The organism is Sporosarcina contaminans (assembly GCF_042679045.1).
GTDB classification, from domain to species: Bacteria; Bacillota; Bacilli; order Bacillales_A; family Planococcaceae; genus Sporosarcina; species Sporosarcina contaminans.
This window is the reverse complement of the sequence record NZ_JBHTLT010000047.1, coordinates 1-20,334: the sequence shown is the minus strand read 5'-3', so window position 1 is coordinate 20,334 and position 20,334 is coordinate 1. Positions and strand designations below refer to the sequence as shown.

The 20,334-nt window shown below is 41.1% G+C and carries 24 protein-coding genes; 9 read left to right on the top strand and 15 right to left on the bottom strand.

Annotated features, from left to right (window positions below):
• Window positions 1-19: 19 nt before the first annotated feature.
• Window positions 20-469, top strand: coding sequence for a GNAT family N-acetyltransferase (locus ACFQ38_RS10300; RefSeq protein WP_336824695.1), 450 nt, complete (start codon window positions 20-22; stop codon window positions 467-469).
• 40 nt (window positions 470-509) lie between these two features.
• Complete coding sequence (locus ACFQ38_RS10295) at window positions 510-1,106, top strand: GNAT family N-acetyltransferase (RefSeq protein ID WP_381480675.1); 597 nt, start codon at window positions 510-512, stop codon at window positions 1,104-1,106.
• Window positions 1,107-1,410: 304 nt separating this feature from the next.
• Here ACFQ38_RS10295 and ACFQ38_RS10290 read toward each other — a convergent pair whose 3' ends face one another.
• Together ACFQ38_RS10290 and ACFQ38_RS10285 are read right to left on the bottom strand one after the other, a co-directional pair.
• Complete coding sequence (locus tag ACFQ38_RS10290) at window positions 1,411-2,211, bottom strand: hypothetical protein (RefSeq protein ID WP_336824697.1); 801 nt, start codon at window positions 2,209-2,211, stop codon at window positions 1,411-1,413.
• A gap of 391 nt (window positions 2,212-2,602) precedes the next feature.
• On the bottom strand, window positions 2,603-3,022 hold the full coding sequence (locus ACFQ38_RS10285) for a GyrI-like domain-containing protein (RefSeq protein ID WP_336824698.1): 420 nt from the start codon (window positions 3,020-3,022) through the stop codon (window positions 2,603-2,605).
• A gap of 95 nt (window positions 3,023-3,117) precedes the next feature.
• Here ACFQ38_RS10285 and ACFQ38_RS10280 point away from each other — a divergent pair, with 95 nt between their 5' ends.
• Window positions 3,118-3,459, top strand: a complete 342-nt coding sequence (locus ACFQ38_RS10280; RefSeq protein WP_381480672.1) for a hypothetical protein — start codon at window positions 3,118-3,120, stop codon at window positions 3,457-3,459.
• Here the strand turns inward: ACFQ38_RS10280 and ACFQ38_RS10275 are convergent.
• From ACFQ38_RS10275 to ACFQ38_RS10265, 3 genes are read right to left on the bottom strand one after another with little or no spacing between them, the layout of a single operon-like run.
• Window positions 3,431-4,174, bottom strand: a complete 744-nt coding sequence (locus ACFQ38_RS10275; RefSeq protein ID WP_381480670.1) for a GyrI-like domain-containing protein — start codon at window positions 4,172-4,174, stop codon at window positions 3,431-3,433. The two genes, ACFQ38_RS10280 and ACFQ38_RS10275, sit on opposite strands and share 29 nt — an antisense overlap.
• Before the next feature lie 56 nt (window positions 4,175-4,230).
• Complete coding sequence (locus ACFQ38_RS10270; RefSeq protein WP_381480668.1) at window positions 4,231-5,001, bottom strand: aminoglycoside 6-adenylyltransferase; 771 nt, start codon at window positions 4,999-5,001, stop codon at window positions 4,231-4,233.
• 16 nt (window positions 5,002-5,017) lie between these two features.
• Window positions 5,018-5,899 carry a DMT family transporter gene (locus ACFQ38_RS10265; protein ID WP_381480767.1) on the bottom strand — a complete coding sequence of 294 codons (882 nt, stop codon included), beginning with the start codon at window positions 5,897-5,899 and terminating at the stop codon, window positions 5,018-5,020.
• Between the two features lie 143 nt (window positions 5,900-6,042).
• On the opposite strand from ACFQ38_RS10265, the gene ACFQ38_RS10260 reads away from it, so the two are divergent.
• Window positions 6,043-6,789 carry a DUF3888 domain-containing protein gene (locus ACFQ38_RS10260; protein WP_381480666.1) on the top strand — a complete coding sequence of 249 codons (747 nt, stop codon included), beginning with the start codon at window positions 6,043-6,045 and terminating at the stop codon, window positions 6,787-6,789.
• Window positions 6,790-6,974: 185 nt separating this feature from the next.
• On the opposite strand, the gene ACFQ38_RS10255 is transcribed toward ACFQ38_RS10260, so the two are convergent.
• From ACFQ38_RS10255 to ACFQ38_RS10235, 5 genes are read right to left on the bottom strand one after another with little or no spacing between them, the layout of a single operon-like run.
• On the bottom strand, window positions 6,975-7,982 hold the full coding sequence (locus tag ACFQ38_RS10255; protein ID WP_336824704.1) for an NAD(P)H-dependent flavin oxidoreductase: 1,008 nt from the start codon (window positions 7,980-7,982) through the stop codon (window positions 6,975-6,977).
• Complete coding sequence (locus ACFQ38_RS10250; protein ID WP_336824705.1) at window positions 7,979-8,209, bottom strand: hypothetical protein; 231 nt, start codon at window positions 8,207-8,209, stop codon at window positions 7,979-7,981. The genes ACFQ38_RS10255 and ACFQ38_RS10250 overlap by 4 nt, the downstream gene beginning before the upstream one ends.
• A 42-nt stretch (window positions 8,210-8,251) precedes the next feature.
• Complete coding sequence (locus ACFQ38_RS10245; RefSeq protein WP_381480663.1) at window positions 8,252-8,959, bottom strand: hypothetical protein; 708 nt, start codon at window positions 8,957-8,959, stop codon at window positions 8,252-8,254.
• Window positions 8,959-9,762: an ABC transporter ATP-binding protein gene (locus tag ACFQ38_RS10240; protein WP_336824707.1), complete on the bottom strand. Its 804-nt coding sequence runs from the start codon at window positions 9,760-9,762 to the stop codon at window positions 8,959-8,961. The genes ACFQ38_RS10245 and ACFQ38_RS10240 overlap by 1 nt, the downstream gene beginning before the upstream one ends.
• A gap of 27 nt (window positions 9,763-9,789) precedes the next feature.
• Window positions 9,790-10,935, bottom strand: coding sequence for a PstS family phosphate ABC transporter substrate-binding protein (locus ACFQ38_RS10235; RefSeq protein ID WP_381480661.1), 1,146 nt, complete (start codon window positions 10,933-10,935; stop codon window positions 9,790-9,792).
• A gap of 152 nt (window positions 10,936-11,087) precedes the next feature.
• On the opposite strand from ACFQ38_RS10235, the gene ACFQ38_RS10230 reads away from it, so the two are divergent.
• Both ACFQ38_RS10230 and ACFQ38_RS10225 read left to right on the top strand, forming a co-directional pair.
• Window positions 11,088-12,128: an ArsR/SmtB family transcription factor gene (locus tag ACFQ38_RS10230; protein ID WP_381480659.1), complete on the top strand. Its 1,041-nt coding sequence runs from the start codon at window positions 11,088-11,090 to the stop codon at window positions 12,126-12,128.
• An 8-nt stretch (window positions 12,129-12,136) separates the two neighbouring features.
• Window positions 12,137-13,369, top strand: a complete 1,233-nt coding sequence (locus ACFQ38_RS10225) for an MFS transporter (protein WP_381480656.1) — start codon at window positions 12,137-12,139, stop codon at window positions 13,367-13,369.
• A 65-nt stretch (window positions 13,370-13,434) separates the two neighbouring features.
• On the opposite strand, the gene ACFQ38_RS10220 is transcribed toward ACFQ38_RS10225, so the two are convergent.
• Window positions 13,435-13,851 carry a VOC family protein gene (locus ACFQ38_RS10220; RefSeq protein ID WP_336824710.1) on the bottom strand — a complete coding sequence of 139 codons (417 nt, stop codon included), beginning with the start codon at window positions 13,849-13,851 and terminating at the stop codon, window positions 13,435-13,437.
• Between the two features lie 134 nt (window positions 13,852-13,985).
• Window positions 13,986-14,963: an aromatic ring-hydroxylating dioxygenase subunit alpha gene (locus tag ACFQ38_RS10215; protein ID WP_381480765.1), complete on the bottom strand. Its 978-nt coding sequence runs from the start codon at window positions 14,961-14,963 to the stop codon at window positions 13,986-13,988.
• A 187-nt stretch (window positions 14,964-15,150) separates the two neighbouring features.
• Here ACFQ38_RS10215 and ACFQ38_RS10210 point away from each other — a divergent pair, with 187 nt between their 5' ends.
• Window positions 15,151-16,464: a uracil-xanthine permease family protein gene (locus ACFQ38_RS10210; RefSeq protein WP_381480653.1), complete on the top strand. Its 1,314-nt coding sequence runs from the start codon at window positions 15,151-15,153 to the stop codon at window positions 16,462-16,464.
• Between the two features lie 132 nt (window positions 16,465-16,596).
• On the opposite strand, the gene ACFQ38_RS10205 is transcribed toward ACFQ38_RS10210, so the two are convergent.
• The 3 genes from ACFQ38_RS10205 to ACFQ38_RS10195 all read right to left on the bottom strand — a co-directional run bounded on the left by ACFQ38_RS10205 (window position 16,597) and on the right by ACFQ38_RS10195 (window position 17,992).
• Window positions 16,597-16,791, bottom strand: a complete 195-nt coding sequence (locus ACFQ38_RS10205; RefSeq protein WP_336824712.1) for a YwbE family protein — start codon at window positions 16,789-16,791, stop codon at window positions 16,597-16,599.
• Window positions 16,792-16,793: 2 nt separating this feature from the next.
• Window positions 16,794-17,399, bottom strand: a complete 606-nt coding sequence (locus ACFQ38_RS10200) for a methyltransferase domain-containing protein (RefSeq protein WP_381480650.1) — start codon at window positions 17,397-17,399, stop codon at window positions 16,794-16,796.
• A 77-nt stretch (window positions 17,400-17,476) separates the two neighbouring features.
• Window positions 17,477-17,992 carry a DUF2691 family protein gene (locus ACFQ38_RS10195; RefSeq protein ID WP_381480648.1) on the bottom strand — a complete coding sequence of 172 codons (516 nt, stop codon included), beginning with the start codon at window positions 17,990-17,992 and terminating at the stop codon, window positions 17,477-17,479.
• Window positions 17,993-18,146: 154 nt separating this feature from the next.
• Between ACFQ38_RS10195 and ACFQ38_RS10190 the strand changes: the two genes are divergently transcribed.
• Window positions 18,147-18,713 carry an RNA polymerase sigma factor gene (locus ACFQ38_RS10190; protein WP_381480646.1) on the top strand — a complete coding sequence of 189 codons (567 nt, stop codon included), beginning with the start codon at window positions 18,147-18,149 and terminating at the stop codon, window positions 18,711-18,713.
• Window positions 18,691-20,280: a DUF4179 domain-containing protein gene (locus ACFQ38_RS10185; protein WP_381480644.1), complete on the top strand. Its 1,590-nt coding sequence runs from the start codon at window positions 18,691-18,693 to the stop codon at window positions 20,278-20,280. The genes ACFQ38_RS10190 and ACFQ38_RS10185 overlap by 23 nt, the downstream gene beginning before the upstream one ends.
• Window positions 20,281-20,334 lie beyond the last annotated feature (54 nt).

The following is a 20,334-nucleotide window of genomic DNA, read 5'->3' as shown; positions in this document are numbered from 1 at the left end:
TTATTTGGGGGAATATTCAATGATTATCCATACGAATAGACTGAAAGTGAACGCTTGTACACCTGAATGTTTATCAACAATTCCAACTGGCGCTTATAACATAGGAGATCATATAAAAGCACATGTAGCCGAGCTTCAAAACGACGATTCTTTATTGGGCTGGGGTCCCTATTTCGTAGTTGAAAAAGAAACGAATCAGATTGTTGGAGACATCGGTTTTAAAGGGAAACCTTCTTTAGAATTTACCGTAGAAATTGGCTACGGCATCATTCCTGACGCACAAAATAAAGGGTATGCGACCGAGGCAACGCGTGCACTTGTGGAATGGGCATTCGCTTCCGGGCAAGTGAAAAAAGTTAACGCTGAATGTTTGCATGATAATATAGCTTCTATGAAAGTGTTGGAAAGGTTGGGAATGAAAAGAATTGGACAGGAAGGCAATCTGATGAAGTGGGAATTGACAAAGTAAGCATAGGAAAGTCTATATAGACGTAGAGAGGAAGATTGCAATGAAGAGAATTACGCTAGTTCCCCACCAGCTAAACTTTGCGGAGGGAATGTCAGAGTTATCATCTTCGCCACTTGTGAAAAATGCTTTGGGTCTTACGGATGAACAAACGACAGTAGAGGGTACGAGAGGCTTTATTGAATTTATCCTTGAGCAAGAAAAACAGGGCAATCAGTACTCGAGATGCATCTTAAATGAGGACAACCAACTGATCGGAGTCATTACGCTTAAAGATATTGACCCAATTAAAAAAACTTGCCATATCGGCACTTGGATCGGTCATCCGTATTGGGGACAAGGCTATAATCAATTGGCAAAAGCGGAAATACTATATATTGCTTTCACTAAATTAGGGCTAAACTATGTCTTCGCCGGTGCCAAAATAGACAATTTGCGTTCCCAAAAAGCACAAGAAAAGTTACCTTATATAAAATTATTTGTAGAAAACGACTTTCCTGAAGAGCATCAGAAATTAGAGTCCGAAGTGAATTCAAAATGTATATTGAATGTTGTTGAAAAAGAGACGTTTTTGTCGTGGTATCGGGAAAATGGTGTCCTTTTAAGATCGAATTTCCCCAAAAAGGAGTACCCCTACTAAAGGGTATCCGATAACAGGCGTAGTTTTAACTGATTAGGTATAATCATTGGACTGGCAAGCGTGTAATCTAAAAGTGTTGAAAGCGCGGACAAGAAAACAATGAAATTAATGAAATAAATGGGAATGTTTAGCTAATATCGCAACATACCTAACATGATCTTGTGAACAAGGAAAAGATCGTCGGCTTGTTGACAAACACTTATTCCACGACTACCAACCTTAAAAAGACTGTAAAAAAAGTGACAAGATACTTTGTCTACAGTCTGAGATCATATTAGGTATGTTTATAGAGCATATTTCCTTTTTACACGGCTAACCAAAAGAAAAAAATCATGATATAAGACAGTTTTTCCTCAAGAGAAATATGTGATCCAAAGCTGACATGCTCGTGATGAGCGGTACTTTGAAACGCAGGATGTGCCGCATATGGAAACAAACCATAACGATAGGATGCCGTTCTCCTACCTTCTTCATCCAATATATCGATATCCCCCGCCATATTGTTCGCTTCAAGTTGCCGCCATACTGAGCCATCTGCGTGATAAAGTGTCCCACGGTTTTTCATCGCTGACTTCGTTAAATGCTGTATGTAAGTACCGATAACTGTGCCATCAGGTTTTTTCAGCGTCAGCGTAAACTGCTTCACACTGTTTTGAATTCGAAAAGTCGCTAAAAGTGCACCATCCATTGTAGAAATATCGTACTCCACCGGAAATACCGCTCCTTTTTCCAATATCGGAAAACAGAGAAACACTCTACGAAGCTGGCCTTCACTTGGCCGGATTTGAAGTAATGGCTGCCCGTCATGATCGACATGGACGAATTTCGGCAAAATGGATGGTACGCGTTTCAAATTTAATTCCCCAATGCCCTCCATATTCCATTCGCTTTCGATCGCATCGACTTCTACGAACTTGTCATGCACATTTTTAAAATAAAATCCCGCTCCAAGCATAAACACTCCACTGATTCCAACTTGAATGAGATCATCACCATTCACTGAAAACCCTTCAAACCAAATAAAATAATAAAGAATGCCAAATAGGAGCAAACCGATACCGACAATATATCCGAAAATCGATGTCTTTCGGTAAATTTCTTTCAATCCGCCACCCCCTAATAAGACAAACCTCCGGATGCAGTTTACTACTATACGTTTAAAAAGAAAATTGGATTCATCGTACGATTGTTATGATCTTACAAACTCTTCATAATAAGCGGTGAAGACGGAAAAAGAAAAAGATCTGGCCAAAATGCCAGATCTCAGCTTGTTGACAAACGCTCGCATACTGCGTTGCTCGTCTTGCTCGTCCCCTCATGAACCTAAGTTCTATTCGGGTCTTCGCTCGACTTCGCGCCTTGTCTGACAAGCGTTTTCAAGCCAAGCTGGGCAAACACCTATCTCATGACTACAAACCTTAATAGGACTGTAGACAAAGTAAAAACATACTTTGTCTACAGTCTGAGATCTGGCCAAAATGCCAGATCTACTACACCTACTCAATCGCCACCCACACTTCCGTTTCATACTCTTTCGAACCTTCAGGGTGGATATACCGCTCGAATCCATAACTATGTCTAAGTGTTACATCAGTATTGCGCATTAATGCATCAAAAGCTGCTGGAATTGCATCTACATCGCCTTCAACCTTTGCAACGATGAATCTCCCTTCCGGAATCGTTAGTTCCTTTGCATCCGAAAAATCTTTTGCCAATTCCTCTTTAATGCCCGCCAAGTAGTGGAACTTTCCATTCTCTATCCCTAATGTAATGCCAAAGGACTCATCAGGTCTTTTGCCTTTCTCAGCAATCTTTCCATTCAATTCATCCCATAGCTTCGGAATTTCCGTAACGGCCCCTTTCATTTCATAGCCTTTCACTGTGAATTGCTCTCTTCGTTCAATACGTGTCTCCATCCGAACCCCACACCCCACTAATTATCCAATATTTCGAAACTTGCATCTCTTTGTTACGTATATTGCTTTAAAGAATGAATTGAGGAGGAACTTTCATGAAGCTTTACATACTTTTCATCTTGATCATTCCAATGCTGTTTATGGTTGTTGCCATCTATTTAAGCCCTCCTGCAAAACGTAGATTTTGGATCGGGTGCACTTTTTCAGTTTTGGGCATTGTCATCTTTATGTGGGCTGCTGCCAGTCATTATGACCATTATCATATACCCAAAATAGGCGTCACTCCTTATCATGAAAAACTTACCTTTTGGGAGGATAAACATGCAATGATATGGCTTGCCATCTTTACCTTTGTCAAAGGAATCATTTTCATGATCCTCGGTTGGCTATTTCCCGACCAGAAATCTTTCACTCAATCGGCATCCAAATCTCAATAATATCTTCCGTTGCTCCGACAGGGTGGACATATCTTTCAAAATCAAAGCAATCGCGAAGCTGAATATCTTCCATTTGAATAATTGCATCATACGTCGCAGGGATTCCCGGAATGCCACCTTCCACTTTCGCAACGATAAACTTGCCAGCTGGAATGGTAACTTCCTTCGTGTCCGGAAAACTGCCTGTCAAGTCTTCCTTCAGTCCCGCAATATAATGGATCATTTCATTTTCCATACTCAAGCATACCCCAAATGATTCTTCAGCAATAACTTCTTCCTCATGAATGACCTTGTTCAACCGATCCCATTCAGCAGGGATTGCCGACACAGGACCTTTCACCTCATACCCTTTCACTGTAAACCCTTCGCTTTCCACAATACGTGTTTCCATTTTCTTCTCCCCTTCGTTTAATAATTGATCGATTCCTTCCATCTTCCCATTCAACTCTTCAATTTCATCTGCAATTTCCTTCTTCCGTTTTAGCAGCAATGATTCCATCTGTTCATCCCCCTCAAGCAAAATATCCGAAAGAGATACTCCGAAGTTCCGCAAGGTTCGTATTCGAATAAGCTGTTGCTGTTCTTTTTGCGAATAAAACCGGTATCCTGACTCCGGACTTACGTAAGCTGGACGAACGAGTCCGATTTCCTCATAATGCTTGATCGCCTTAGTTGTCAACCCGACAAGATAAGCGGTTTTCCCGATCGATAGCATAACTCCCCTCCTTCTTCTTCCACTATAAACCTGCCTCTTAGGGACAGGTCAATCATTTATTTCAGCATTTTAAATAATTTCTGATCAATTGTAATAAAGGGGCTTTGCTCGATGATCTCCATAAAAATTCCCTTTAACCGGCTAGACGCAGCTATCAATTTTTCTGTCGCAATTTCATCTGGATAAGTTGAAAGATAAGTTGAGATAAAAGAAGGATCCAATGTATCATACGATTTGAATTGATGCAGCTTCTTATTTTCATTTTTTGCTTGAGCCAACAAAAGGTATGCCCTCATATTCTCAAGCATTTTAAGTGCATAAATGAAATTATTTCTCCTCAACTCTTTGTCCATATTTAATGCACAATAAACGAACTCAAATGCGATGTCAGACGTCACTCCGTATTTGTCTGGGTGATTTTGAAAAATCTCATTTTCAGTATGCATCTTCTGAGATACCACTCCAGTTTTATCTACGACGACTTTCCATAAAGGAGATTTTACATTCAATAGCTCACTTGGCAGAATTGAAATATTGAATTCTAAAGAGTTTTCCATGAATGCAATGAAAAGATATATATTTTTATTAAATTGCTTTTCTTTTATATAGACCGGATTGAACTCTTCGAGAACTATGAGAACTGCTTGTTTTGCAGCTTCCACATTTTCCGTCTTATAAGTTGACACCATCAAGTCAATGTCGGAAAACTCGTCGTTGTATCCATTCACTCCGGAGCCTAATTGCACTACTCCTTCAACCAAATTACAAGACTTTAATTTCTCAATGATTTTCTTGAAATAATCTGCTCTTTCTTCAGAAGAAAACATTGTTTCACCCCTATTTCTACTCTAAATACACGCGTTTCTTCTTTTGCAAAAAACTCAATTTCGTTTCCGATAAAATGATTGCGGATAGTATTAAAATGGCGCCAATCACCATCTTAACGGTAAGAACTTCACTTAAAATAATGACAGAGAACGCCATGCCCCAAAAGGATTCCGTAGAAAGGATAATTGCAGCTTTCGTCTCCGAAATAAATTTCTGAGCAACTGTCTGCAATAAAAAAGCGATTGTTGTTGAAAAAATACCTAAGTAGAGCAACGAAGCAAGACCTTCAGTCTGCGTGCTGAAAGAAGTTTCACCTAAACATAAAACGACAATGAAGCCAATCAGTGTTGCGGCAGCCATTTGAATGAGTGTCAACACGACCGGATCTTCCTGTTTTACAAATTGCGCAGTATAAAAAATATGAAATGCAAATGCAATGGCGCAACAAAAAGAAAGAAAATCGCCAATATTGATTTCTGCGGATAGCTGCAAAGACAAAACGGCTACGCCTACAATCGCAAGTATCGCGCCAATCACTTCAAACCAATCCAATTTTCTCTTATAAAGAACGAATGCAATAAATGGGACGATCACAACATTTACTGCAGTCAAAAAGGCATTTTTCGATGGTGTTGTAAATTGTATACCGACTGTTTGCAGCGCAAATGCAATGTAAAGAAAGACACCTAAAACCGTCCCTTTCATTAACGTAGATTTATGTATACTTTTTAACTTTCTATGAAAAACGATACATAGCAAAACGGCACCAATTAAAAAACGCCCCGCTAAAATTTGATAAGGCGAATACGATTCCAATGCGACAGCACTGCCGACAAAGCCGCTGCCCCAAATAATGGCGGTAAGCATCAATCCAATCTCTCCGAAATATTTTTTCATATACTCCACCAAACTTTCTTCCTCACTTTCAACAATTATAGCGCAATTGGGTCAATTTAAGAATCAATTTTTTCGACTAACCGAATGTATCGTTTGTTCGCCACAGCACATCCTACTACTAACAACAGATAGGAGGTTTTTAGGTGAAAAAGCTACTTTTCGTCATGTTCCTATTCATTATATGTACAGCCCTTCCTCCGTCTACAGAGGCCAACCAAAAGGCGATACCGGAAAAAACTCTTCAAGATACATTGCTCACTGCACTCAGCCCTTATATTTCAAAAGCCATTACAGAGTACTATGGCTACCCAAAATCATTTGCTTTGTATGATACTGAAATTTTGAATATAAAACGTGAATCTGATGGCGGTTTTCAATTCACTGTAGAAGTGCAAGTGAATACATTTGAAGGGCCTCTCAATCCCCCTTACGGAGTTGAAACAATTCGTTTCGACGTAAATTCTGGGGGGATCGTAACACTTAGCTTCTCTCATGAAGGGGATGAAGAAGAAAAACAGAAAGACGCCTTTTACGATGAAGTCATTATCGACATTAGTCATACATTTCATCTGAATTTATTGCCATTTGAACGATACGATTTGCCGCAGCTGCAATACAAAGCACAGCAACATAACGAATACCGAACGCTAGCTGACATCGCAGAAGAAATTGCGATGACGATCTTGAATCCGGAAATTAAACCACCGTACAAAAATGTCATCAGCCCCGTCACCTACATCAAAGGTGATGAAGGACTGATCCTTTTCAAAAAATCAGATGGCACAAACATGCTTTTTCAAGTGAAAAAAGAAGACGGCATATGGAAAGTTTCAAAGCAAAAGAAAGGAAAAGGCAAGAAAATGGAATATACATTGCCGTGGTATATGTGAGTGGGCTTGGAGAGTAAAGGGTGGCCAACGTCAGGCACCTTTTGCTTTCTGCCAGGCTATTCTTGGTGATACTACCGATTCGGGAGAGTTTACTACCGATTCGCCCTTTCATCCCTTTCTCCCAATCGAACGCCTCACAAACATCAAAAAAGCATACGAACGTTGCCTGTTCGTATGCTCCCCATTCATTTTACAAATCGCCTAACGACTTCAACGACCGAGCCGCTTTCCGTTTCATGCACTTGCTCCCCTGCCCAAAGTGACATGAATTCCGGTTTCCCTAATCTTGCCGCTTCACTTCTCACTCTTTTTGTTAAATCATTTTGGTACGGATAAGGGGCGATTGGAGCACTTGCCATCATATCCATGAATGTGTTCCGGATGCCTCTCGCTGATTTCCCAGAAAACGCCTTCGTCAATTGCGTACAGCCAAGCTTTGCTGATAAAACGGCTTCCTTATACAGAGGATGGGCGCCGCTTTCTTCTGTTGCTAACAAGGCCGTTCCGATTTGTACGGCTTGTGCACCTAATTTCATAGCTTCATCCATCTGTTCTTTATTCGCGATTCCTCCTGCCGCGATGACCGGTATTTTAACTGCTTCAACTGTATCAGCTATCAATTCATGGAGTGGCACATATTCCTCTCCTATAAATGAACCCCGATGTCCACCCGCCTCGCTCCCTTGAGCAACAACCGCATTCATCCCGGACGCTTCCACCGCTTTCGCTTCTTCCTTCGTCGTTGCAGTGCCAATCAAGAAAACACCTGCTTCCTTTAGCTTTCGGATTGTCTGGCCGTCCGGAATGCCGAATGTAAATGAGCAAACCGGCACACCTTCCTCGATCAGTACATCCACTTGTTCGTCAAATTCAGATTCTGATAACGGCGCTTTCCAAAAAGGCATACCTAATCGCTCGCCAACCGGCTGTAACGCAGTATATGCTTTTCGAAGCTGCTCCTGATCGACTTTCGTATGTTCAGGCACGAATAAATTAACGGCAAATGGCTTATCCGTCAACTCTCTCACTTGCAAAACAAATGCCTGCGTCGCATCCGCCCCTAAATAACCCGCTCCAACCGATCCCAATAAACCTGCGTTCGATGATACTGCCACAAACTCTGGTGTTGTAACACCTGCCATGGGGGCTTGGATCATCGGATGGTCAATTCCCAAAGTTTCTACAAGATTCATGACGCTGCACTCCTTTTTTCATGGCGGTAAAATAAATAGATGATCAATAACGGCACAAACGCCAACAATGCAATAAGCTTAAACGCATTGTTCGCGCCAAAAAAGTAATAGCCGATCGGTAAAAATGTAACGAAACTAATAAGCAAAGCAGTTTTCGATCTTGTGAATAAACCAAAAAAGAACGATAAAAAAGAAATGATCATTGAAGCTTGCCATAAAACAAACACATGAACCATGCCTCCTCTATGTAATGACCTTGCCATAGCCCTTCAATATTGCTCCCGCCGCATAAATATCCTCATAATCACAAAACCGCTAATTAAAGAATAACAAACAACCCAAGCAGCACTCATCCAAAAGTCTTTGCCAATATGGAATGCTTCATCTGAAAAATAACGAAGAACTTGAGCAACCGGAGGAAAAGGAAGCAAGATCCATTTGAAGACTATCGCTTTCTCAATAATGCCCTCTTGCGCAATCGAAATAGCGATCACTAACATTGCTGACAACCATGCGAATCTTTTGGATTCCACCTTTGTATTTGAAAAAAACGAACCGATGAAAATACCGAAAACAGCGAAAAAAAGATGACCATAAATCGCGATACTTATATATGTAAAATCGGCAGACTCTATAAAGCTATTTATTGCCAGCGGATAAACAATGGCATACAATCCCAAAAATGATGCAATCAATACACAAACAATCCACTTACCCAACAAATATTGTACTTTGTTAGGCAGTTGGACAAACAGTAAGTTTTTTTCGCCATCCTCTTCCAATGAAAAAACGCTCATCGCAACCCACGTCATAATTAAATATAAAGATACACAAGTTACAGCATAGCTGCTCATGATTGGAACGCCGGTATACGTATAGAAAAGAATGATCCAGCCAATGAATACCGTGAGCGGCGGTATGAACGTGAGCGAACGAATATAGCTAATGAATTGATATTGAATAAACTTCCAAGCCATTACTCTATCTCCCTCACATCTACTATTGAACAGTTCTTCTGCAACAGTTCTATTAAAATCTGATCGCTCGTTTCTCCATCTACAATAAAGATAGCTTCACTTCCTTCATATTGTATTTCATTAACAGGAAAGTCCTTAAAGACTTCCTTGCTACTATATTCTACTTTAATCCGTTTTTTCGGAGCTGCATGTATAAAATAAGGTGTCACTTCCCCAGTGCCAATATGTAATACTTCCTTCGCCAAATGCATCAGTAATTCATCTTCGTGGGAAGTGAAGATGATAGGAATATCGAATCCCTCCAATAATTTCACAAGAATTTGTTGAGATTCTATATCTAACCCTGTCAGTGGTTCATCCAATAATAAAACATCGGGCTTCATTAAAAGAGCTTGAATGATACCAGCCTTTTGCCTTGTTCCCTTCGAGCAAGCTTTCAACGGAGTTTGCAAAAATGGCTCTATGCCAAACATCTGAATGTAATTCGATAGTTCGCCTTCAATGATTTCTTTTGATCCTGCTTGGAATGATGAAGTCAATAATAAATATTCCTTTAATCGAAACCGCAAGCCTTCCGGAAAATGCTCAGGCACGTAACCAACTTTTTGAGCACTGCCAGCTATTTTTCCGCTCGAAGGTTTTATAATGCCAGCCAAAAGCTTAAGCAATGTACTTTTGCCGGAACCATTTTTCCCGCGGATTAATAACCTTGTGTCATTTGAACATTGGAATGATATATTTTGCAAGATTGAACGTCCATCTATATCCTTGCTAACTTGAATAGCCTCCAAAACATTTGCCATTACACACCCCGCATCCTTTCATCCTCGCTACCGGATTGGCACATATCCTGTCTTCTCGACAATTTCCTGACCTTCATCCGACAGCATCCACTCTATAAACGCTTCGACATGCGGATTGTCGGTTCCTGCCGTAACTGCATAAAATTCATTTGAAATTGGATATTCTCCTGACCGGATTGTGTCAACAGTCGGTTCAACACCGTTTACACCTAATAAGCGAATTTTATTGTTCGTAACCATTTGCGTTGAATAATATCTGAACGTATAACCAATCGCATTTTTATGATTTTTATAATCGGAAACTTGATCGACAATCGTCCCCATAAGGGAAGCAATATCTTCAGTCGGCGGATCCATAATCGGCACAGAACCCATAAATTGCTGGAGTGCAGTTTGACTGCCGCTATTTTCAGGACGTTGGAATGCACGAATCGAATCATTTTTTCCGCCGACGTCCTTCCAGTTCGTAATTTCTCCAGAATAAATCCCTTTAATTTCATCCTCCGTCAAGCTTTTCACAGGATTTTTCGCATGAACAAAAAAGACGAATGCCTCTTTCCCGATTGGGGTCAGCTTTAGTTCCTTACCGGCACGCTCCGCTTGCTCCAACTGCGCTTTCGATGGTCTCAAAACGAAAATGAGATCCGCCTTGCCGTTAAGCAAATTCGTATAAGCTTGGCCAGTCCGGTTTGACATCACTTCGCTATTGTACGGATCATACTCTTTTTCAGGGTAAACCGCTTGAGCAAATGCCGAGTAAATCGGATAAAGCGCAGTCGCACCGTCAATTACAGGCAAATCCTCTTCAATTTGAAAGGAAGCTGGTCGATCGAGCGAAACGGCTTTCGTCCTCTCTACGAATGGACTGTACTCATATAAATCGACAGAGCCGTCTCTAACAACCATTTTCGACCGGTCATAAACCCCCGGCACTGCAAAAATAAGTGAAATGAATAGAACGGCAGATGCCCCCATAATGAAAAACCTCTTAAATCGGTGCAAATCAAAATAAGCCATCACGACAAAAGCACCCAAAGATAAATATGCCGCACCGATTAACGGAATAAAAAATTCCAATCCACTAAAATAAAGAATCAGCATCCCGAACCCGACGAAAGGCAAAAGCAATGCCATGATGATGAATACCATAAAGCCATTCCAGAAATTACGCATCTCATTTCCTCCCGCTTTGATGTATAAAACCATTATACAGCATGTTGGAAATATTTATTAATTCCATTTATATTGAACAACTCATTCGAAAGTAGTTGAACTATCAAAATTTAATCGTTATACTTGTCTGAAAGAAAGGAGATGAACTCATTTTGAATACTTTATCAATCACCGGTAAAAAAAGAGAGTCTTACCAAATTGAATTTGAACACTCTTTGCTTTGGGAAAGTGCTTTAGGAATCGCAGCAATTACGAATATCCCTCTCTTAGATACTTTAGAGAAAGAAAAAGAATTTGAGAAAATCATAAGTGAAATGCCGGGAGAGTTAAAAAATGAACTAGATTACGTAGAGAAGAATAATACGTGGAAAAGCTTACTTCAGCTCTTGCATATGTTTAACGGTAGTACCTTAGAACAATTTACAGAGTTTATTCAACAATTATCAGCGGAAGAGTTATGCTACAATTGCTTGCCTTACATAGGAAATAAATTGCAGAAAATAAGAAGACAAGCATCCAAAGGCGATCTGCATGCAATGAATGCCTTACAAAAAGCTACTAAAGACAATCCTTTCTTCCCGAGTTATATTGAGTTTATTTTTCATGTGGATAAGCAGCAATTGAAAAAACATCTATGCGATGTGATCACATTATGGTACAACCTCGTTATTTTTCCACAGTCTGAGGAACTATTTGAAATCATTGAGCGAGATCTTTTAGAAAAAAGAACAATGGCGGTAAAAATGAATGCGGAGGAATTTGTTGCTTGGGCTACAAATGGCTCGGAGTACATTCCGGAGCCAGGTGTTTATCGAGTTCTATTCATACCTCAAATGACATATCGTCCTTGGACAATCGTTTCTGATATAGAGGGGACGAAAGTTTTTTATTATCCTATTCCGAATTATAATATTTACCCTAATGATCCATATCTCCCTGACTACTTGTTAATTCAAAAATTCAAGGCATTGGGGGATGAAGTCAGACTTCGAATGGTAAAGCTATTATCCGAAGATGATTACACACTTAAAGAGATTTCTGAACGGCTGGATCTTGGTAAATCAACTGCCCACCATCATTTAAAAATATTGCGTGCTGCTTCCCTTGTCGGAATCAAAACATCAAAGTATACAATAAAGGAAAACTCCGTCACTTCCTTATCGAAAGAGCTACAGCTTTACTTAAAACAATGAGCAAAATTATGCATCGCAATCCTGTGTTGAAATGTAAAAGCTTTGTATCTTTATGGATAGGAAGTGCAGTTTCCGAATTGGGCGGAGCCTTCGGGACGTTTTGCAACACAGTTTTAGTATACGAGTTGACCGGCTCCAAAATGGCATTAGGAAGCATGTGGCTGCTCTACTATATTCCATCGATACTATTGCAGCTTATTAGCGGCCCTTTTATCGACAAATGGAGCAGAAAGTGGATTATGGTATTTTCTCAGTGGACGAGGGCGGCTGTCTTCCTCTTGCCTCTCGCAATTCTATCATTCGGTACAATTGAAATATGGCTTATTTATCTATTACAAATCGTTATTGGGCTTATAACACCGCTTTATGTTCCTGCTAGTCAAGCCATCACGCCAACTATTGTCGAAAAGGATCAACTTCCTTCTGCAAATGCTTATCTTGATGGAACGACAAGGCTTATGCTTTTCTTAGCTCCTGTTTTAGGAGGCAGCTTTATTGAATTGATTGGCGTGCGCCCAACCTTGGCAACTGTCTGCATATTGTTAACGATGAGCGGCTTCACACTATTATTTGTGAGTGAGAAAAAATTAGAGCTAACGGTCCGGAAGACTTGGCTATCCCAGTTTCAAAATGGGATCCGATATTTCTTTCGACAACAAATTATTGTATGGCTCAGTTTCTTTCTCGCTGTTGTTCAATTTGGAGTTGGCGCCACTATGGTCATTACGCTCCCTTATATTACGGAAGTATTAAAAGGGGATTATCAAGAATATGGGATTTTCATGGCAAGTTTCCCTTGTGGCTATGTGATCGGATCAATAATTATAGGCAAATTTTCAAAAATGGGCCGCAGAAAATTAATGTTAGGCGCTCTCGTCATTGGAGGAAGTACTTATATTGCCTTAGGACTTACGAAAATGCTTTCTTTTGCGATTTTCATCGAAATGACTGCAGGAATCGCAATGGCCATTTTCAGTATTCATAATTTATCAATCTGCCAACAGGTCATCCCAAATCAAATGATGGGGAAAGTATCATCCGTTCGACTTGCGATCATTCGGACATCTATGCTGCTTGGCATACTTGCAGGTGGAATCATTAGTGAATTATGGGGTGTACGTCCATTGTATCTCTTAGTTGGCTTTACAATCGTTTCAGTTTCCGTGGCAGGTATTTATATACCCTTTTTTAAATTTATTGACCATCCTATTAAAGTTGTTTTTGATCAAAATAATTTTTAAACTGATGTAGAACAGTCCCAAACTACCCTACATCAGTTTCATTTGTATCGTAGTTTTTATTTCTTTTAATTGATCCCGTACCTCTCTTTAAAATCTGGACTCAGCTCACTCCATACATCAAACTTATTCCCATCGACATCTATAAAAATAAAATTGTTTCCCTGATGTCCTCGATCTTCGATATTTCCGACCATCACTTCTTTTTCTTGTAAATAGGCATGCAGTTCTCGAAGTTTCTCGATTCCATCCACTTCAAACGTCATACAAAAATGCTCGAACCCTCGATGATTGAAAAAGTTAGCACGCTCTCCTGATTGCGCTTTGACTAAGAAAAAACTTTGGTTTGCCAAATCGATTATTGCTTTTTCATGATCGCTGTATTTTTCAACAGCCCCTATTATCTCTTGATACCATCTTGATGATTTCTGCGGATCCTCCACAGGGATATAGTTTGTCCCAACTCGTTGTATGAGTGCCCCCACTTCACATTCCCCCTTTTATTTGATTGAATTTTAATGTAGCAAACGGATTCTAAAAAGTAAATCTATTCTAACAGATGACAATTAGTGGAATAAAAAATGCCGGATAGACCTACTTTCTATCCGGCATCTCCCCATTATGCAGTTCCTAACGTAACGCCTAATTCCTTCAAATATTGTCTATACGCAATGCTCATCCGATCACAAACGAGAGATAGCTCCACTTGCAAATCAAGCGGCAGCTCTTCCGGTTTTTGATTTTCAACAACTGGCTTGTCCTGTGCAAAAATGTCATCTTGGAATTGGATAATCGCTTCATCTGAAAGCCCTGTTTCATAGTTGAAGGACAAAATGCCATAAGCTACCGAACGCTCCTCGTCAATTGGACGAACGGTCAATAAAATCGTCATGAGCGTATTATTTTCCTTATCCCTTTTCGTAAAGCTAACTGTGAACGGACGGTGGATTTCATACGTATAGTAAACATATTTCGGGATGCCTGAGCCATCTGGATCTGGTTGGAAGATGGCGATTTCATCAGAATAAATCCGGTCTCCTTCCTTATGTACCTTGTAATCCACTACTTCACGATGAGTTTCTGTACCTAGGGCTCCGACATGCACAACAGATAGGTGTCCGACATCAAGAAAGTTCTCAACAATCCGCGGTGGTTTTGCTACGACTTCTTGCGGACCCCAAATGACGTTATGATAGCTGTCATCCGCCATCGGTTTATAGTCGAAAAACGCGGGTTCATTCCCTGCAAAATTCACCCAGATGAAACCATATTTTTCAACGCAGCTATACGAGATTGCTTTCGCCTTTTTCGGGATTGCCCGTCCTTCAGGCAATTGTGGGATATGCACGCATGCACCTTGATCATCGTATTCCCATGCATGGTACGGGCATACGAGACAATCATTTTTCACCTCTCCTAAAGATAAAGCTGCCCCACGATGGATGCACAAATCTTTAAATGCATGTACGCCTTTGCTGTTGCGGAAAATCGCAAGCCGCTCTCCCATTAAAACGACTTGGATCGGTTTCTCTTTCACATCTTCTGAACGGCATGCAACGATCCAGTCCTCCAACAATACTGTATCTTCCATCATGATCCTATTTCCTCCCGTCTACTTTTTCATATGTTTAGTTTACTCACTATACAAGCCATTCGTCAACATAAAATACGAACGAATTTAATATAGTTGTAATTTATTGTTCGGTTTATATGTACAAAAAGACATTTTTACACTATAATTCAATTGAAAATAAGCCAAATAACGTGGAAGCGGGGAAAATAGTTTGGAGAAACATGAGGAGAACGGAATCATCATTGGCGTAAACGATAAAGTGCGTGCACCGAAAGCTTTCATCTTAGGATTGCAGCATGTACTTGCAATGGATCTTTACATAGCACCAATTATCATCGCAGGCTTGCTGTCCTTAACGCTGGAAAATACAGCGTTTTTTGTTCAAATGTGCTTTTTAGCGACAGGTATTGCAACGTTAATTCAAACAGGTGCTGGCATTAAAATGCCTGTCGTACAAGGTCCATCTTATGTGCCGATTGGTGCTATCGCTGCTATCGGAGGCAAATTGGGGCTTGGGGCCATTGCAGGGAGCTTGATACCCGGGGCGATTTTGATCGCTTTCATCGGCTATCCGTTAAAATGGTTTACAAAGGCAGTGAGAAAAATAATTCCGCCTTTAGTCGGTGGGACAGTTATTATTATCGTTGGTATTGCACTTATGCCTGTCGGATTGAACAATATCTTTCTTGCGGAAGGAAATATCGGTGAAAACATTATCGTTGCCTCCGTTTCCGCAGCGATCGTCATCATCTGTATGTTGTTAGGACGCAGATTAGGAGGATTAGGCACGTTTTTTCGCCTCGTTTCAGTGTTGCTTGCCATTTTAGGCGGCATAATTACAGCAAGCTTCTTCGGCACAGTCGACTTTAATCCGGTAAAGGAAGCGGCATGGTTTTCATTGCCATCACTACTCCCTTTTGGAAAGCCGATATTTGACTTAGGCGCGATTATTTCTATGATTTTCGTCTATTTGATTATCTTAATTGAAACGACTGGTACTTGGTTTGTCGTTTCTTCCGTCACGGGAGAAGAGTTGGATGAAAAACGGCTGAATCGCGCTTCCGTCGGTGAAGGACTAGGCTGTTTCGCAGGCGCATTAGTCGGCAGCACGCCGATGACGGGCTATTCATCCAACGCGGGGCTACTTGCCATTACCGGTGTAGCAAGCCGAACAGTCATTATGGTAAGTGGCGGCATTTTAGTCTGCCTTGGGCTCATTCCAAAACTATCAACCGCAATCACTTGCATCCCAGAGCCTGTCATTAACGGCATCTTTGGTATCGTATGCGTTGCAATCGTTACAAACGGCATGAAAGTTATCCAGCCAATTAAAATAGATGACCGCAATATGATGGTTATCGGCATTCCGATTTTATTAACAATCGCAGTAACCGTTCTACCGAAAGAAGTGCTCGCAACTGTACCAGATTGGGCGAACTATATTTTGTCTTCGGGCATTACAGTTGGCGCGTTGGCGACTGTGCTATTGAACCTGATCATTCCGCTTAACAAGGCGAAAGAGTAGATAGCTATTGTAAATAGGAAAACCGGCGAAAGGACAATGGATACCCCTTCGCCGGCTTTCGATATTTTTTGCGCGCGTACGTTATCTTTAGGTACTGAATCTCCCACTTTGAGTGCGTTCTCGAAAGCGAGATTACTCTAAAATATCGCTTACCCGTCCAACTTGACCGTCTTCAAGCCGAACTTTAATGCCATGCGGATGGAAGCTCGAGTTCGTCAATAAATCCTTGACGACGCCTTCCGTCTTCACTCCTGTACGCTGGTCCTTTTTCAAAATGACAGCTACTTTCAATCCCGGCTTCACATCACTTCGATTACGTCCATCCATCTTTACGCTTCCTCTCTCTTTTGAAAAATACTTTGCACGACATGGGCTTGTCCTGTATGAAGCTGTCCCTCTTTACGGGTTACTTCCCCGACGTAGAAATGTTTGATGAAATAGCCATTGAACTTTTGCAGTATGTTAGCTGGATTCGCAAGCATTGCCGCATCACGCGGTCCGCCTGTACCATAACGAAGCTGCTCCTTCGTATATAATTCACTCACATAAAAGCCGCCTACTTTCAGCGACTGTTGAACACCTGCCATCGTTCTTTCCATGACATCCGGCGGCAAATGGCCGAAAATGTGGACAATCGCATCCCACTGCTCCGATTTCCATTCCACATCCGCCAAATCATGCAGTTCGGTCTCCACGGTTACACCCTTTTCATTCGCCAGTTGCTGCGTCTTATCGAGCCCAGCTTGCGCGTAATCCCACGCTGTCACATCATGGCCGAGGGAAGATAGATAAACGGCGTTGCGTCCTTCCCCTTCTGCGATGCAAAGCACTTTTCCTTTCGGTAAGTCTTTCGCCGCTTCTACGACAAAAGCGTTCGGCTCTTTTCCATATACATATTCTTCTGCAGAAAACCGTTCATGCCAAGAATTTGTCATCCATCCTCAGTCCTTTGCATTTTTCCCCAGTGTATCATATTGAATCGATGACTTCGGAGATTCTATACCAACGGGACTCAGCCCCACACATTCAAAATCGTATTCAAATCATCTTCTTCGGGAATGTACTCTATTTGTGTATAACCGTTTGTCTTTGCCCGCTCATAGAGACTATGAATCAGCTGTTGATCTTTTGCAAGAATCCATACATACGAAGAGTCGATCACAATAAGTGAACATTGACAATCACTTCCCATGTAATCTTCGAACACTTTTACTTCTACAATACTTTCTTTTGTAGGGAATGCTTTCAAATCAACAAAGATGAGATAGGAAGCTGTATTGGCAATATGGTCTAAGAATGATCGGCCATCCATAATTGTTTCCTGAAAAAGTGGCACAGTCCGTTCACCATTTTCTACCTGATAGGACTCTACGAGATCTATGGACCAATACCAGGATGGATCCGCAATACTCCTCATAATGTCGTATAAAGGTTTACCATGTGCGTTTCTTATCCTAAAAGCCACTCCACGCATTTCTTCACCTCTTCTGCAATCATGAAAATCATCTATCACAATTCTCTGTTTCACTCTTCCAATCCTCTAACTATAAGACAAAATCCAATAACATCGTATTTATTTCCAACAAAATCTCCTAACTATGAAATTTTTCTTAATCCCAACCCGTTATACTAAATGAAACAACAAATGACATGCGCATGTCCGTTTCAGTTAGGAGGTCACCATGGAAGACGAACAGCGATGGGTCCAGCAAGTATTGGCTGGCGATAAACAAGCCTATGCACATATTATCAACAAATATAAAAATCAACTGTATGCGACGATTTTGCGGATGACGAAAAATCCGCAAGATGCACAAGATCTCGTTCAAGATGCGTTCATCAAAGTGTACCGCAACCTTGATAAATATGATAGGAGTGGCTCATTTGCCGGCTGGCTCTACCGGGTCTCCATCAATCATTGCATGGATGAATTTCGGAAAAAGCGGTTTGCGACAGTCCAAGTTGAAATCGATGACGAAATGTCCGTCAATCCGAACCATCCCGAGTTGGTGTTTTTGAAGAAAGAGAAAAGTCGGCAATTGGAACGGCTCATCGCCACTTTGCCTGAAGATGAACGGCTCATTATTCTTCTCCGTTATGTGAATGACATGAGTTACGATGAAATCGGCGAATTGATGGAAGTTCCTTTATCAACAGTACGCAATAAATTGCACCGTGCAAAGAAAAAGATGAGAGATACAGTGAAACGTGAAGGAGGATATTTTCATGAACTGTCCAACGGCGGATAAGCTATCACAATTTGTAGATCAGCTGCTACCTGAACAGGAAATGGCGGAAATTAAAGGACATGTGCAGTCATGCACTTCTTGTGGAAAAGTTGTCAATGCTTTTCAAGAGGAACAGCACTTTATTAAAGAAACATTGCAGACCCCTACTCTGCCTGAGAATTTCACTGATCTTGTTTTAGATCAAATAGAGCCATATGGGAAGGCTTACAAACAAAGGCGTAAAGCACCTTGGAAAAAAGTGATGATCGTAGCAGCAGGCATCGTTATGGCGGTTGGCATCGGTGCAACTGTCAATCCTGCCTTCGCACAATTCATTGGCGGTCTATTCGCAACCGACCAAGTCGATGAAGGCTTGCAAATAGCGGCGGAGTCCGGACTGACGAAAAGGGTTGATCTTGAAGTCGAGGACCAAGGGCTGACGTTACGCGTGGAAGACGTTATTGCAGACTCTTCCAGAGTGTCGCTTTCTTATAAAGTGTTGAATAAAGACGGCAAAACGCTAGATACAAATTTGAACATGGCAGACTCTAACAATGATATTATGGCCATTGATCAAAATGGAAACGTACTGGATGGTTTAGGCGTTGGTACAGGTTGGCGAAAAGGAAGCGATTATGGATTCGTTCAATTCTCATTGCGTGGTGAAGATAATTTAGAGCGGCTGACAATTCGTTTCAATCTTGTCGAACTAAATGGCGTAAAGGGCAACTGGCAATTAGATGTTCCTGTCGATTTGCATGAAAACCGCAAACTAACAAAAATGGCGGATTTGAAAGATGCAACCTCCATCCATCATGGTGTCCAAATCGATTTGAAGAAATTGCAGACAGCGCCTTCTTCAATGGAATTGTATTTCGAAACAGCTTATACAAAGGAAGAACAGAACAAGTTTAACGAAGCAAAACGCGAGTTCGAGGAAAAGTTCGGAAAAAGCAGCGTGGATAACCTAATATTTGGCAACAGTACCGAAATTAAATACCATATTGAAAACGCGGAAGGAAAAGTGATTTATTCAACAGCTGGCGATAAGAATTCAGATGCGGCAGGCATGCTGCAAGGTGAAGGCAAGGACCTGAGTACGTCGGGTGGCACCGGTTGGATCCATTCATTCGTTCCAAAAAATGAAGACCAACTTACCTTTGTACTGGATGGCGTCTATAAAAAGGATCTAACAGATTTCTCTGTAACAATGAAACCGAAAGACATCCAAAAGAATCCCGTAACTTTCGACTATAAAAGCTCACATTTAACAGTCAAAAGTGTGAAAAAGCCGTTATTCGGCGAGGATAAATCTGTCATCATTAAAATGGAAGGCGGTATGGACTCTCTTGACTCAGACTTCGGCAACTGGATTGCTGTTGATGGTAAAGGCAGAAGCTACCCTACAACCTTCAGTGGCTCAATCATGGACGAAAAGGATAAAAACGGCCGCCATATAGCAACAATGGATTTGCAACTGCACGGTTTAGAAGAAGTGCCAGAGGAATTGACATTACACCTTGTTTCAATGAGAAGCTATTATCCAGTTGAAAAGCAATGGAAAGTTCCGTTGACTGGCGAATACTAAACAATATTGTATAGACCGAGGCTGTCCAATAAGTCCCTAAAATAGAACAGGTGG